11 protein-coding genes and 3 tRNA genes are annotated in these 14317 nt (G+C 60.9%); all 14 read left to right on the top strand.

Annotated features, from left to right (window positions below):
• Positions 1 to 179: 179 nt before the first annotated feature.
• The 14 genes from KGB14_RS01025 (at position 180) to KGB14_RS00960 (ending at position 14121) form a co-directional block, all read left to right on the top strand.
• Positions 180 to 1190 (top strand): aspartate-semialdehyde dehydrogenase, encoded by a 1011-nt coding sequence (locus KGB14_RS01025; RefSeq protein ID WP_223483699.1) that lies wholly within the window; start codon positions 180 to 182, stop codon positions 1188 to 1190.
• Between the two features lie 208 nt (positions 1191 to 1398).
• Positions 1399 to 4053 (top strand): FimV/HubP family polar landmark protein, encoded by a 2655-nt coding sequence (locus KGB14_RS01020; protein ID WP_223483698.1) that lies wholly within the window; start codon positions 1399 to 1401, stop codon positions 4051 to 4053.
• A gap of 510 nt (positions 4054 to 4563) precedes the next feature.
• Positions 4564 to 5388: a tRNA pseudouridine(38-40) synthase TruA gene (truA, locus tag KGB14_RS01015; RefSeq protein WP_223483716.1), complete on the top strand. Its 825-nt coding sequence runs from the start codon at positions 4564 to 4566 to the stop codon at positions 5386 to 5388.
• 63 nt (positions 5389 to 5451) lie between these two features.
• Entirely contained in the window at positions 5452 to 6075 is a 624-nt protein-coding gene (locus KGB14_RS01010) for a phosphoribosylanthranilate isomerase (RefSeq protein WP_223483697.1), read from the top strand.
• Positions 6076 to 6369: 294 nt separating this feature from the next.
• Complete coding sequence (accD, locus tag KGB14_RS01005; protein WP_056744405.1) at positions 6370 to 7290, top strand: acetyl-CoA carboxylase, carboxyltransferase subunit beta; 921 nt, start codon at positions 6370 to 6372, stop codon at positions 7288 to 7290.
• On the top strand, positions 7287 to 8594 hold the full coding sequence (gene folC / locus KGB14_RS01000; RefSeq protein ID WP_223483696.1) for a bifunctional tetrahydrofolate synthase/dihydrofolate synthase: 1308 nt from the start codon (positions 7287 to 7289) through the stop codon (positions 8592 to 8594). Before accD ends, folC begins: the two co-directional genes overlap by 4 nt.
• Positions 8578 to 9240, top strand: coding sequence for an SPOR domain-containing protein (locus KGB14_RS00995; protein ID WP_223483695.1), 663 nt, complete (start codon positions 8578 to 8580; stop codon positions 9238 to 9240). Before folC ends, KGB14_RS00995 begins: the two co-directional genes overlap by 17 nt.
• Before the next feature lie 98 nt (positions 9241 to 9338).
• A complete protein-coding gene (locus KGB14_RS00990; protein WP_223483694.1) occupies positions 9339 to 9899 on the top strand; it encodes a CvpA family protein in 561 nt (186 codons plus the stop codon).
• Between the two features lie 41 nt (positions 9900 to 9940).
• Entirely contained in the window at positions 9941 to 11446 is a 1506-nt protein-coding gene (gene purF / locus KGB14_RS00985; protein WP_007905939.1) for an amidophosphoribosyltransferase, read from the top strand.
• Positions 11447 to 11509: 63 nt separating this feature from the next.
• Positions 11510 to 12721, top strand: a complete 1212-nt coding sequence (locus KGB14_RS00980; protein ID WP_223483693.1) for an O-succinylhomoserine sulfhydrylase — start codon at positions 11510 to 11512, stop codon at positions 12719 to 12721.
• Positions 12718 to 13494, top strand: a complete 777-nt coding sequence (locus tag KGB14_RS00975) for an SDR family oxidoreductase (RefSeq protein WP_223483692.1) — start codon at positions 12718 to 12720, stop codon at positions 13492 to 13494. Before KGB14_RS00980 ends, KGB14_RS00975 begins: the two co-directional genes overlap by 4 nt.
• Positions 13495 to 13744: 250 nt before the next feature.
• Positions 13745 to 13820, top strand: a tRNA-Val gene (locus KGB14_RS00970).
• A 54-nt stretch (positions 13821 to 13874) separates the two neighbouring features.
• Positions 13875 to 13951 (top strand) — tRNA-Asp (locus tag KGB14_RS00965).
• 93 nt (positions 13952 to 14044) lie between these two features.
• A tRNA-Asp gene (locus KGB14_RS00960) sits at positions 14045 to 14121 on the top strand.
• Positions 14122 to 14317: the final 196 nt, after the last annotated feature.

Genomic DNA, 14317 nt, shown 5'->3' with positions numbered 1-14317 from the left:
AGGCCGCCTTCGCGAGCAAGCCCGCTCCCACATTGATCGTGTGAGCACTGGAGATCAAATGTGGGAGCGGGCTTGCTCGCGAAGAGGCCGGCACAACCACCACAAATCCCCAGCCCAATTGCCTCACTGCCACCCACCCGGTAAAGTGCCGCTCCCCCCGTTTCGCCAGAGGTAGAACCATGAGCCAGTCCTTCGATATTGCCGTGATCGGCGCCACCGGTACTGTCGGCGAAACGCTCGTCCAGATTCTCGAAGAGCGGGATTTTCCGGTCGGCAACTTGCACCTGCTGGCGAGCAGTGAGTCGGCCGGGCATTCAGTGCCGTTTCGCGGCAAGAACGTGCGGGTGCGGGAGGTCGATGAGTTCGATTTCAGCAAAGTCCAGTTGGTGTTCTTTGCCGCCGGCCCGGCGGTGACCCTCAGTTTCGCCCCGCGTGCCACGGCCGCCGGCTGCTCGCTGATCGACCTGTCCGGCGCCTTGCCGGCCGATCAGGCGCCGCAAGTGGTGCCCGAGGCCAACGCTGAAATTCTGGCCGGCCTGAAAAAGCCTTTCCAGGTCAGCAGCCCAAGCCCTTCGGCCGCGACGCTGGCGGTGGTGCTGGCGCCATTGCTCGATGTGCTTGACCTGCAACGCATCAGTCTGACGGCGTGTCTGGCGGTATCTGCCCAGGGTCGCGAAGCCGTCACCGAGCTGGCCCGACAAACCGCCGAGCTGCTCAATGTGCGTCCGCTGGAGCCGGCTTTCTTCGACCGGCAGATGGCCTTCAACCTGCTGGCGCAAGTCGGTACGCCTGATGCCCAGGGTCATACGCTGCTGGAAAAGCGTCTGGTGCGCGAGTTGCGTCAGGTCATGGCGCTACCTTTGTTAAAGATTTCCGTCACTTGTATTCAAGCTCCGGTGTTTTTCGGCGATAGCTTTAGTGTGACCTTGCAGTCATCGAGCGCTGTCGATCTGGCGAAAGTCAACGCAGCTCTGGAAGCCGCGCCCGGTATCGAACTGGTCGAGGCGGGCGATTACCCGACCCCGGTAGGTGATGCGGTAGGGCAGGATGTTGTTTACGTTGGTCGGGTTCGCAGCGGGATCGACGACCCGGCGGAACTTAATGTGTGGCTGACGTCAGATAACGTACGCAAAGGCGCCGCGCTCAATGCTGTGCAGGTGGCCGAATTGTTGATAAAAGACCTGCTGTAAAAGATACTTGGCAACAATTTTTCGAATGATTCCAGTCGAGCGCTATGCTGGCTCGAAATGCTTGAGGCGAGCCACCCCACAGGGCCTTGCATCGCATGAATGAAATGATCGCGCGCGACGACTCTTCGCCGCCGCGCGCAATGCCTTAGGGCAGCGACTATCAACACCTTCTCGCTGGCCGAGGAATGTTCAAACAAAGGATGAGGCTATGGTTCAAGTTCGCAAACTGGTGTTAGCAATGGCGGCCGCCTCGGCGCTGTCCTCCGGTATGGCGCATGCCCTCGGGCTGGGAGAGCTGACCCTGAAGTCGACGCTGAACCAGCCTTTGGTGGCGGAAATCGAGCTGCTTGATGTCAAGGATCTCACCGCAGGCGAAGTGGTGCCGAGCCTGGCCTCACCCGAAGACTTCGCCAAGGCGGGAGTCGATCGTCAGGCGTTTCTCAATGACCTGACCTTCACCCCGGTACTCAACGCCAGCGGCAAAAGCATCCTGCGTGTCACGTCCAGCAAACCGCTGTCCGAACCGATGGTGAAATTCCTGGTTCAGGTGATGTGGCCCAACGGTCGTCTGCTGCGCGATTACAGCGTGCTGCTCGATCCGTCCAAATTCTCGCCGCAAACCGCTGATGCCGCCGCGCAACCAGCGCCAGCCCAAACGGTGACCGCCCCAGTCACCGGCGCCACCAAGGCGTCGGAACACACCACCACGCCGCGCGATACCCTGTGGGAAATTGCCGCGAAGGCGCGTAACGGTGGCTCGATTCAGCAGACCATGCTGGCCATCCAGGCGTTGAACCCGGATGCGTTCATCGACGGCAACATCAACCGGCTGAAAACCGGTCAGGTGCTGCGCCTGCCTGATCAAACGCAGATCACCAACCTGCCGCAACCCAAGGCCATTGCCGAAGTTGCCGCGCAGAACACCGCGTGGCGTCAGGGCCGTCGCTATGTGGCGAAGCCGGGAACCGGTCAGCAGCAACTCGATGCCACCAAGCGCGCTCGCGGTGAAGGTGCTTCATCGCAACCTGCCGCAGACAAACTGAGCCTGGTCTCTGCCAACACTGGCAAGGGCCGTGGCAAAGGTGCCGCCGGTGATGCGAAAGCCTTGAGCGACAAGCTGGCCGTCACCCAGGAAAGCCTCGACGCGGCTCGTCGTGACAATGCTGAACAGAAAAGCCGCATGAACGATCTGCAGAGTCAGCTGGACAAGCTGCAACGCCTGATCGAACTGAAGAACAATCAGTTGGCCAAGCTGCAGGCCGAAGGTGGTGCGGGTGCGCCGGCTACCACTCCGGCGATGTCAGCTGAGCTGGCGACCAACCCTGCGCCAACGCCGGCGGACGCGGCTCCGGTCACACCTGCGCCAGAGGCTGCCGCGCCCGAAGCCGTTCCGGCGCCAGCCGCTGAGCCTGCGACGTCCGATGATCAGAAATTCAACGAGCTGCTGACCAACCCGATCCTGTTGGGGCTGGTGGGCGGCGGCGCGGTGGTTCTGCTGCTGTTGCTGCTGTTGCTGGCCCGTCGCCGCAAAGCTCAGCAAGAGGCCGAGAAGCATCTGCGCATGGCCCGTGCCTTGGAGGAGGAGCAAGAGTTCTCCGTCGACCAGGACTTGCCAGAAAGCAGCTTTGAAGGTCTTGAGGTGCCGCCGCCAAGCGTGAAGCTCGCGACCGCACCAACCCCTGCACCCGCACCGGCTCCGGTGATTGATCCGGTTGTGGTGACGCCCCCGATCGCGGCGCCACTGGTATCGCCCGCTGCCGAGCGTTCTGACGACGTACTGGCTCAGGTGCAGTCGCACATTATGGCCGGTCGCCTGAATCAGGCCGCCGCATTGCTGGAAGACGCTATCAAGCAAGAGCCGCAACGCAGTGACCTGCGCTTGAAGCTGATGGAGGTCTACGGTCAGCAGGGCGATCGCGACGCGTTTGTCGCTCAGGAGCGTCAACTGGTGGCCAACGGTGACAACTTCGCCCGGGTTGAACAGTTGAAAAGCCGCTTCCCGGCCATGGCCATCGCGGCAGCAGGTGGTCTGGCCGCCGCGGCGATCGCCGCCGAGCTGGATGCGCAGTACGTCAAGGAATTGCTGCTGGACGAACCGCAAGACCCGGAACCGGCATTGTCCGACTTCGACAGCGCTTTCGATCTGAGCCTGGACGATCTGGATGCGGCGGCTCCAATCTCGCCTGCCGTTGCCGCGGAACCAGAGCCAGCACCGGAGCTAACACCAGAGCCAGCACCAGCACCAGCACCAGCACCAGAAGCTGTGGCTGAGCTGGACGAATTCCCGCTGGACGACGACCTGAGCTTTGAGTCGGTATTGCAGCAACAAACTGAAATCAAGGAAAACCTCGACGATCTGTCGGACTTCGACCTGGACATGGACCTGGGCGGCAATGCCTCGCCTGCGACCCTGGCCGAAGATGACTTCCTGCTGAGTCTGGATGATGACCTCAAGGACTTGCCGGCCGCCGAAGCGCCGACCGTGACTGAGGCGGCGCTCGATGACCTGGAGTTGCCATCGGACTTCGATCTGTCGCTCGCCGATGAAATGGACGCCACCCCGGACCAGCCTGACGCCTTCGAAAACGAACTCAACGACGTCAACGCCGAGCTGGATCGTCTGTCCCAGAGCCTCGGTGAGCCGAGCTTCACCGAGCAAGACGCTTTGGCCTCCGCGGCCGATGAGCCGGACTTCGATTTCCTCTCCGGTACCGACGAAGTCGCCACCAAACTCGACCTGGCCCAGGCCTACATCGACATGGGCGACAACGACGGCGCTCGGGACATCCTCAACGAGGTGGTGACCGAAGGCGATGCCGGTCAGAAGAGCGAAGCCAAGGAAATGCTCTCGCGTCTGGCATGAGTCATCGGTAAGGCGTAAACAAGCGGCAGCCCATCGAGGCTGCCGTTTTTGTTTGGGTGGTGATCGTTGGTGTCTGTCGGATCGCCTTCGCGGGCAAGCCTCGCTCCTACATTTGATCGGGGTTGTTCGCATTATTTGCGCCAGGCACCAATCCCAGTGGGGTTGTCCGCATCGGCTCGCACCAATCCCCCTGTAGGAGCGAGGCTTGCCCGCGAAGAGGTCATCACATTCAACACAACTGTCGGCAGTTATACCGCTATCGCGAGCAGGCTCGCTCCCACAGGTTTGGTGCCAGGCACGCATGATGCGGGCAGCCCCGATCAAATGTGGGAGCGAGCCTGCTCGCGATGAGGGCATTCCGTCATATCAAAAACGTCAGTTGCGCCTGTTGGGTAGGGCTCGAAGATCACGCAGCTCTGGCGTCCCGGTCCGGCGGCCTTATAATGCTCGCCTTTGCGTAAATCAGCAGGCTGTCGCCCCTTGGCAAATATAGATAATCCGGCCGCCGAAATGGCGGCCGACGGCTTTTTCCGGATCGCGTTGGGCGTTGAATACAAAGGTTCGCGTTATCGCGGCTGGCAGCGTCAGGCCTCCGGCGTTGCCACAGTGCAGGAAACCCTCGAAAAGGCCTTGTCCAAAGTCGCCGACTCTCCTGTGTCGCTGCATTGCGCCGGACGCACCGACGCCGGTGTGCATGCCTGTGGCCAAGTGGTGCATTTCGACACCCAGGTCGAGCGTTCGATGAAGGCTTGGGTGATGGGCGCCAACATCAATTTGCCGCACGACGTCAGCGTCAGTTGGGCCAAGGTCATGCCGGCGGATTTTCATGCGCGGTTCAAGGCCATTGCCCGGCGCTATCGCTATGTGATCTACAACGATCAGATCCGCCCGGCGCACCTGAATGAAGAAATCACCTGGAATCATCGCCCGCTGGACGTCGAGCGCATGGCCGAGGCCGCTCAGTATCTGGTCGGCACTCATGACTTCAGCGCATTCCGTGCCGGCCAATGCCAGGCCAAATCGCCGATCAAGGAACTGCACCACCTGCGCGTCACCCGCCACGGCAAGATGATTGTGCTGGATATTCGCGCCAGCGCGTTCCTGCACCACATGGTGCGCAACATCGCCGGAGTTCTGATGACCATCGGTGCCGGCGAGCGTCCGGTGGAGTGGATGAAAGAAGTGCTGGAAAGTCGTATTCGCCGTTCCGGCGGGGTGACGGCTCATCCGTTTGGCCTGTATCTGGTACAGGTCGAGTACCGCGACGAGTTTGAACTGCCTGAGCGTTACATCGGCCCACACTTCCTTACCGGCTTCTCGGAACTTGACGGCTGACGCCCTCGAACGCTTTTGTTACCATCCGGGACTTTCCCGGATTTGTCCTGAGGTTCTATCGACATGTCAGCCGTTCGCAGCAAAATTTGTGGGATTACCCGCATAGAGGATGCGTTGGCGGCGGTCGAGGCCGGGGCCGATGCCATCGGGTTCGTGTTTTATGCCAAAAGCCCGCGGGCCGTGACGGTCGAGCAGGCGAGGGCGATCATCAAGGCTTTGCCGCCGTTCGTAACCACCGTGGGTTTGTTCGTCAACGCCAGTCGCTGCGAGTTGGGGGAAATTCTCGATGCCGTGCCGCTGGACCTGTTGCAGTTCCATGGCGACGAGACCGCGGCCGATTGCGAGGGCTGGCATCGACCGTACATCAAGGCGTTGCGGGTCAAGGCCGGTGATGACATCGCAGCCGCTTGCGATGCCTACGCCAGTGCCAGCGGGATCCTGCTCGACACGTACGTCGAAGGCGTTCCCGGTGGAACCGGAGAAGCCTTCGACTGGTCTCTGATACCGCAAGGCCTGAGCAAGCCGATCATCCTGGCGGGCGGCTTGACGCCAGACAACGTCGCCGAGGCGATTGCCCGGGTCCGGCCCTACGCGGTCGATGTCAGTGGTGGGGTGGAGGCGAGCAAGGGCATCAAGGATCACGCAAAGATTCAGGCATTCATCAAAGCGGTTGTAGGCGCGGTGTAGGAGCTGTCGAGTGAAACGAGGCTGCGATCTTTTGACTTTGTTTTTTACATGCAAGATTAAAAGATCGCAGCCTCGTTTCACTCGTCAACCCCTACCAGCTCCTACGTTGATGTGACGGCTGGCACACTGCCGCCGTCCACAGGCATGGCTGAGGATGTTTCGGGTTGTACGCAGGTCACGTTTCGCTGACCCGGCCACCCGATCAATCATCGCCACACACATGAATTTAGCTCAAGGGCATACACGGGGCTGCGAACCAGAGCGTTCGGGCCGCCGGTACTGGAGAAAGAAAGCATGAGCAACTGGTTAGTAGACAAACTGATCCCTTCGATCATGCGTTCCGAGGTCAAGAAGAGCTCGGTGCCTGAAGGTCTATGGCACAAATGCCCATCTTGCGAGGCGGTGCTGTATCGTCCGGAGCTGGAAAAGACCCTGGACGTTTGCCCCAAGTGCAACCACCACATGCGCATCGGCGCGCGGGCGCGCATCGACATCTTCCTCGACGCTGAAGGCCGTGCCGAGCTGGGCGCGGACCTGGAGCCGGTTGACCGTCTGAAATTCCGCGACGGCAAGAAGTACAAGGACCGCCTGACCGCTGCGCAAAAGCAGACCGGCGAAAAAGACGCGCTGATCTCCATGAGCGGCACCTTGCTGGGCATGCCGGTGGTGGTGTCGGCTTTCGAATTCTCCTTCATGGGTGGCTCGATGGGCGCTATCGTCGGTGAGCGCTTCGTGCGCGCCGCCAATTACGCCTTGGAAAACCGTTGCCCGATGATCTGCTTCGCCGCCTCCGGTGGTGCGCGGATGCAAGAAGCGCTGATCTCCCTGATGCAAATGGCCAAGACCTCTGCGGTGCTGGCGCGCCTGCGTGAAGAAGGGATTCCGTTCATCTCGGTACTGACCGACCCGGTCTACGGCGGTGTTTCCGCCAGTCTGGCGATGCTCGGCGACGTGATCGTTGGTGAGCCGAAAGCCTTGATCGGTTTCGCCGGTCCGCGCGTTATCGAACAAACCGTTCGCGAAAAATTGCCGGAAGGTTTCCAGCGCAGTGAGTTCCTGCTGGAGCACGGCGCGATCGACATGATCATTCACCGTCAGGAACTGCGTCCGCGTCTGGGCAACCTGCTGGCACAAATGATGGGCCTGCCGACGCCAAAATTCGTCGCCGCGCCGATCGAGCCGATCGTGGTTCCGCCGGTACCTGCGAACATATGACCGAGCGCACCCTTGGCGAGTGGCTCGCCTACCTTGAACGGTTGCATCCTTCAGCTATCGACATGGGGCTGGAGCGTTCGCAACAGGTAGCGTCCCGCATGGGGCTGGGCAAGCCGGCGCCTCGGGTGATTACGGTCACCGGCACCAACGGCAAGGGGTCTACCTGTGCGTTCGTGGCTTCATTGCTGCGGGCGCAGGGCCTGAACGTCGGTGTCTACAATTCTCCGCACCTGCTGCGTTACAACGAGCGGGTGCAGGTCAATGGCGTCGAAGCCACTGACGCCCAGCTGTGCGAAGCCTTCGCTGCGGTCGAGGCCGGTCGTGGCGACACTTCCCTGACTTATTTCGAGATGGGCACCCTGGCGGCGTTCTGGCTGTTTCAACAGGCAGGGCTTGATGCGGTGGTGCTGGAAGTCGGCCTGGGCGGGCGTCTGGACACGGTCAACGTGGTGGATGCCGATATTGCGCTGGTCACCAGCATCGGGGTCGATCATGCGGATTACCTGGGCGATACCCGCGAATCCGTGGCTTTCGAAAAGGCCGGCATCTTCCGCCAGGGCGCCCCTGCGCTCTGTGGCGATCTGAATCCTCCACAACCACTTCTGGATAAGGCGCGCGAGCTCAATTGCCCGTTTTTCCTGCGTGGGCGCGATTTCGACCTGGGTATCACCGATCACAACTGGCAATGGCGCGGCCTTGATGCTCAGGGGCGTGTAGTCGAGTTGCATGATCTGCCATTGCTCGATCTGCCGATGGAAAACGCCGCACTGGCGTTGCAGGCTTACCTGCTGCTCGGCTTGCCTTGGGTGGATGCGCAGATTATTGAAGCGCTGAAAGCGACGCGGGTGGTCGGTCGTCTCGATCGCCGTCAGTTCGACTGGCAGGGCAAACGCCTGAATATATTGCTGGACGTTGGGCACAACCCCCATGCGGCGGAATATCTGGCCCGGCGTCTGGCCAGCCAGCCACCAGCCGGCAGACGTCTGGCGGTGTTCGGGTTGTTGGCGGACAAGGATCTGGATGGTGTTGTCGGTGAATTGAATGCTAGTGTCCAGCATTGGGCTGTCGCCCCGCTGGATTCGCCGCGGGCGCGACCGGTTGAGCAGCTGCACGCGGCGCTGCAGAACCTTGGCGCCTCGGTAACGTCTTATGACAGCGTGGCCGCGGCTCTGGAAGGGCAGTGCGCGCAGGCGACGAGCGACGACGAAATTCTGTTGTTCGGATCATTTTATTGTGTCGCCGAGGCCCTTGAATGGCTGGCCCGGCGCTCCACGGAGGAAGCGGCAAATGGCTTTGCTGGATAAGGCGTACAAGCAGCGCATGGTCGGTGCCCTGGTGCTGGTGGCGCTGGCGGTGATTTTCCTGCCGATGCTGTTTTCCCGTCAGGACGAACAGCGCCAGGTGAGGGTCGACGCACCGGCTGCACCGCAAGCGCCGGCTATGCCACAAGTGCAGGTCGAGCCGGTGGCGGTGCCTGAACCGCAGGCATTGCCGCAGGAGCCTGTGCCAAGCGATGACGAAATTGCCGAGCAGCAAGCGCCGTCGGCACCGATTGCGCCAAGCGCTCCCGTGGCGCCAGCGTCGCCGGCTGCCAAGCCGGTCGCACCGCCTCCGGCGCCAGTCGCCAAGCCTGTGCCGGCGCCTGCCCAACCAATTACTGCCGCACCCACCAAGCCCGGCACCACCCCAAGCCGTGTCGATGCCAATGGCCTGTCGGTCAGCTGGTCGGTACAACTGGCGAGCCTGTCGAGCCGTGAAAGCGCTGAAAGCCTGCAGAAAACCCTGCGCAGCCAAGGTTATAACGCCTATATCCGCTCCGCGGATGGCAAAAATCGGGTGTTCGTTGGGCCGCTGATCGAGCGCGCGGAAGCCGATCGTCTGCGTGATTTGTTGAGTCGTCAGCAGAACCTCAAGGGTTTTGTTGTGCGTTTCCAGCCTGAGCGCGGTTAAATCTATCGCCCTGATTTGAAAAGCACTGACAATCGCAGCTTACCGATAAGCATGGGCTCTGCTAAAATGCGCCGCCTTATCCGTCTGTAGGCTGCACTGTGCCATTTACCTGGGTTGACTGGGCGATCGTTGCAATCGTCGCCATCTCCGCTTTGATCAGTCTGAGCCGCGGCTTCGTCAAGGAAGCACTCTCGCTGCTGACCTGGATCATCGCAGGAGCTGTTGCCTGGATGTTCGGTGGTTCATTGTCCGAGTACCTCGGCGGATACATTGAAACGCCATCGGCTCGTGTGATCACGGGCTGTGCCATCATGTTTGTCGCCACCTTAATCGTGGGCGCAATGATCAATTATCTTATCGGCGAATTGGTTCGCGTCACCGGGCTATCCGGGACCGATCGATTCCTCGGCATGGCCTTCGGCGCTGCGCGTGGCGTGTTGCTGGTGGTCGTGGCGGTCGGGCTGTTGAGCCTGGGGCCGGTACAGCAGGACGGCTGGTGGAAAGAATCACAGCTCGTGCCAAAATTTCTATTGGTCGCAGACTGGTCCAAAAACCTGATCCTCGGGTGGAGCAGTCAGTGGCTTGCCAGCGGAATCAGCGTACCCGCTGATATACCGTTCAAGGAGCACCTCTTGCCGATGGCCAAAACGCCTCAGTGAGTTGTGTTCAGTTCAGATCCATTAAGTAGGGGTTGCGTCGCATGTGTGGCATCGTCGGTATCGTCGGTAAGTCGAACGTCAATCAGGCGCTGTATGACGCGCTAACCGTCCTCCAGCACCGCGGCCAGGACGCTGCCGGTATCGTGACCAGCCATGATGGCCGGTTATTCCTGCGCAAGGACAACGGGCTGGTGCGTGACGTGTTCCATCAGCGTCATATGCAGCGCCTGGTCGGCCATATGGGCATTGGCCATGTGCGTTACCCGACCGCGGGTAGCTCGACTTCGGCCGAGGCCCAACCGTTTTACGTCAACTCGCCGTATGGCATCACCCTGGCGCACAACGGTAACCTGACCAACGTTGAACAGCTGGCCAAGGAGATTTACGAATCTGACCTGCGCCACGTCAACACCAACTCCGATTCGGAAGTGCTGCTCAACGTGTTCGCGCATGAGTTGGCCCAGCGCGGCAAGTTGCAGCCGACCGAAGAAGACGTGTTCGCTGCCGTCACCGACGTGCACAACCGTTGCGTCGGTGGTTATGCAGTCGTGGCGATGGTGACCGGTTACGGCATCGTCGGTTTCCGCGACCCGCACGGCATCCGCCCGATCGTCTTCGGTCAGCGTCACACCGACGAAGGTGTCGAGTACATGATCGCCTCCGAAAGTGTTTCGCTGGACGTGCTCGGTTTCACTCTGATTCGCGACCTGGCGCCGGGCGAAGCGGTCTACATCACTGAGGATGGCAAGTTGCACACCCGTCAGTGCGCAACCAACCCGTCGCTGACTCCGTGCATTTTCGAACACGTCTACCTGGCGCGTCCGGACTCGATCATCGACGGCGTCTCGGTTTACAAGGCCCGCCTGCGCATGGGTGAGAAGCTCGCCGAGAAGATCCTGCGCGAGCGTCCGGATCACGACATCGATGTGGTTATCCCTATTCCGGACACCAGCCGCACCGCGGCCCTGGAACTGGCGAACCACTTGGGCGTCAAGTTCCGCGAAGGCTTCGTGAAGAACCGCTACATCGGCCGGACCTTCATCATGCCGGGTCAGGCTGCACGGAAAAAATCCGTACGCCAGAAGCTCAATGCCATCGAGCTGGAATTCCGCGGCAAGAACGTGATGCTGGTGGATGACTCGATCGTTCGCGGCACCACCTGCAAGCAGATCATCCAGATGGCGCGTGAAGCTGGCGCCAAAAACGTTTACTTCTGCTCCGCAGCACCAGCCGTGCGCTACCCGAACGTCTACGGCATCGACATGCCGAGCGCTCACGAGCTGATCGCCCACAATCGTTCGACCCAGGACGTGGCCGACCTGATCGGCGCTGACTGGTTGATCTATCAGGACCTGCCTGACTTGATCGAAGCGGTCGGTGGCGGCAAGATCAAGATCGAGAAGTTCGATTGCGCGGTGTTCGATGGCCAGTACGTCACCGGTGACGTCGACGAGGCTTACCTGAACAAGATCGAGCAGGCGCGAAACGATGCCTCCAAGGTCAAGACCCAGGCAGTCAGTGCGATCATCGATCTGTACAACAACTGAGTTTCTACCGGCCCTGAGGGGCCGGTTTTGTATCTACTACCGAACAAGGCAAGGAGTGACAGCATGAGTCAGGATTGGGATGCCGGTCGGCTGGACAGCGACCTTGAAGGCGTAGCGTTCGATACCCTGGCCGTACGCGCCGGTCAGCACCGCACGCCGGAAGGCGAACACGGTGATCCGATGTTCTTCACTTCCAGCTATGTATTCCGTACTGCCGCCGACGCGGCCGCGCGCTTTGCTGGTGAAGTCCCGGGCAACGTTTACTCGCGCTACACCAACCCGACCGTGCGCGCGTTCGAAGAGCGCATTGCCGCGCTGGAAAGCGCTGAGCAGGCGGTGGCCACGGCGACCGGCATGGCGGCGATCATGGCGGTGGTGATGAGCCTGTGCAGCGCTGGCGATCATGTGCTGGTGTCGCGTAGCGTGTTCGGCTCGACCATCAGCCTGTTCGAGAAGTACTTCAAGCGCTTCGGCATCGAAGTCGATTACGTGCCCCTGGCGGACTTGTCCGGCTGGGATGCGGCGATCAAGGCCAACACCAGGTTGCTGTTCGTCGAGTCGCCTTCCAACCCGCTGGCCGAGTTGGTGGATATCACTGCGCTGTCGGAAATCGCGCACGCCAAAGGTGCGATGCTGGTGGTCGACAACTGCTTCTGCACGCCTGCGTTGCAGCAGCCGCTGAAGATGGGCGCGGACATCGTCGTGCACTCGGCGACCAAGTTCATCGACGGCCAGGGCCGTTGCATGGGTGGCGTCGTGGCCGGTCGTAGCGAGCAGATGAAAGAAGTCGTCGGTTTCCTGCGTACTGCCGGGCCGACCTTGAGTCCGTTCAACGCCTGGATTTTTCTCAAAGGGCTGGAAACACTGAGCCTGCGCATGAAGGCGCACTGCGCCAATGCCCAGCAACTGGCTGAATGGCTGGAGCAGCAGGACGGTATCGAGAAAGTCCATTACGCCGGCCTCAAGAGCCATCCGCAGCATGAACTGGCCCAGCGTCAGCAGAAGGGTTTCGGTGCGGTCGTGAGTTTCGAGGTCAAGGGCGGCAAAGAGGGCGCCTGGCGCTTTATCGATGCGACGCGCCTGATCTCCATCACCGCCAACCTGGGCGACAGCAAAACCACCATCACTCACCCGAGCACCACCTCTCACGGCCGTCTCGCGCCACAAGAGCGTGAGGCGGCGGGGATCCGTGACAGCCTGATCCGCATTGCGGTCGGTCTGGAAGACGTGGCAGACCTGCAAGCCGATCTGGCGCGCGGGTTGGCTGCCTTGTGATCGAGTTGTCCACGCCGACCACGGGCACCCATGGCCGCGTCGCACTGGTCACCGGTGCCGCGCGCGGCATTGGCCTGGGCATTGCGGCCTGGCTGATCAGCGAAGGCTGGCAGGTGGTGCTGACCGATCTGGATCGAGAGCGCGGTTCGAAAGTGGCGAAGGTGCTGGGTGAGAACGCCTGGTTCATCGCCATGGACGTCGCGAATGAAGCTCAGGTGACACTGGGCGTGGCTGAAGTGCTGGGGCAGTTCGGGCGTCTGGACGCGTTGGTGTGCAACGCGGCGGTGGCTGACCCGCACAACATCACCCTGGAAAGCCTCGATCTGGCCTACTGGAACCGGGTGTTGGCGGTGAACCTCAGCGGGCCGATGCTGCTGGCCAAGCACTGTGCGCCGTACCTGCGCGCTCACAGCGGTGCCATCGTTAATCTGGCCTCGACCCGTGCCGCGCAGTCGGAACCCGATACAGAGGCTTATGCGGCGAGCAAGGGCGGTCTATTGGCCCTGACTCACGCCTTGGCCATCAGCCTTGGGCCGGAGATTCGCGTCAATGCGGTCAGTCCGGGCTGGATCGACACGCGGGACCCGGCGGTGCGGCGTGCCGAGCCGCTGACTGACGCCGATCATGCACAGCATCCGGCGGGCAGGGTCGGGACGGTCGAGGACGTGGCGGCGATGGTGGCGTGGTTGCTGTCGAGGAACGCAGGGTTCGTCACGGGCCAGGAGTTCGTGGTCGATGGTGGCATGACCAAGAAGATGATCTACAGCGAGTAACGGGGCGTGGCGCTGTCGCCAGCATTGATGTTAAGTGTGCCGCCGTCTTCGTGAGCAAGCCCGCCCCCCACACTGAATTTATGTCGATCACAAACCAGTGGTCTGTCGCAGATCCAGTGTGGGAGCGGGCTTGCTCGCGAAAGCGGTCTGACTGTTAAGACACAATTTTGTCTTTTTCAGAAAAACTTCAAGCAGGGTATTGACTTAGCTTCGGTACCTGCGTAAATTTCGCGGCCTCGGAGATGCAAACGGGTGATTAGCTCAGCTGGGAGAGCGTCTGCCTTACAAGCAGAATGTCGGCGGTTCGATCCCGTCATCACCCACCACTTCCGAGAGTCTTGCGAAAGCAAGATGGAAGCTTTAAAAGCCTCCACCGACGCGCAGCGGTAGTTCAGTCGGTTAGAATACCGGCCTGTCACGCCGGGGGTCGCGGGTTCGAGTCCCGTCCGCTGCGCCATATTTTCCGAGTCAGGTTCGCCTGCCTCGAGATTGAAAAGCCTCGAAGCTTTCCAGTCAGACGAGTTACTTGGGCGAAAGTCCAAAGCGATACGCAGCGGTAGTTCAGTCGGTTAGAATACCGGCCTGTCACGCCGGGGGTCGCGGGTTCGAGTCCCGTCCGCTGCGCCATATCTGCCTCAAGGCCCGCTGAACGCCTTGGAGCTACGAAGCAAGCCGCTGGTAAAGCCAGTGTCTGTTTCGAGTCGATAGCAAAGACCCTGGTCGAAAGACCGGGGTTTTTTGTGTCTGCGATTTGGCATTTTCTCCTTTCGCGTCGCTGGCCCTGAACAAATGGTTGCTGAGCAGCTGCTAGCAGCGTCGTGGG

Origin of the sequence: Pseudomonas sp. A-RE-19 (genome assembly GCF_019956555.1) — a bacterium.
GTDB lineage: Bacteria > Pseudomonadota > Gammaproteobacteria > Pseudomonadales > Pseudomonadaceae > Aquipseudomonas.
Note: the sequence above shows the minus strand (reverse complement) of the source record. Positions and strands in the feature narration are given on the sequence as shown.

Coding starts and splice junctions, on each gene's coding strand:
- KGB14_RS01025 (WP_223483699.1), top strand. CDS start 180: ATGAGCCAGTCCTTCGATATTGCCGTGATCGGCGCCACCGGTACTGTC.
- KGB14_RS01020 (WP_223483698.1), top strand. CDS start 1,399: ATGGTTCAAGTTCGCAAACTGGTGTTAGCAATGGCGGCCGCCTCGGCG.
- truA (WP_223483716.1), top strand. CDS start 4,564: ATGGCGGCCGACGGCTTTTTCCGGATCGCGTTGGGCGTTGAATACAAA.
- KGB14_RS01010 (WP_223483697.1), top strand. CDS start 5,452: ATGTCAGCCGTTCGCAGCAAAATTTGTGGGATTACCCGCATAGAGGAT.
- accD (WP_056744405.1), top strand. CDS start 6,370: ATGAGCAACTGGTTAGTAGACAAACTGATCCCTTCGATCATGCGTTCC.
- folC (WP_223483696.1), top strand. CDS start 7,287: ATGACCGAGCGCACCCTTGGCGAGTGGCTCGCCTACCTTGAACGGTTG.
- KGB14_RS00995 (WP_223483695.1), top strand. CDS start 8,578: ATGGCTTTGCTGGATAAGGCGTACAAGCAGCGCATGGTCGGTGCCCTG.
- purF (WP_007905939.1), top strand. CDS start 9,941: ATGTGTGGCATCGTCGGTATCGTCGGTAAGTCGAACGTCAATCAGGCG.
- KGB14_RS00980 (WP_223483693.1), top strand. CDS start 11,510: ATGAGTCAGGATTGGGATGCCGGTCGGCTGGACAGCGACCTTGAAGGC.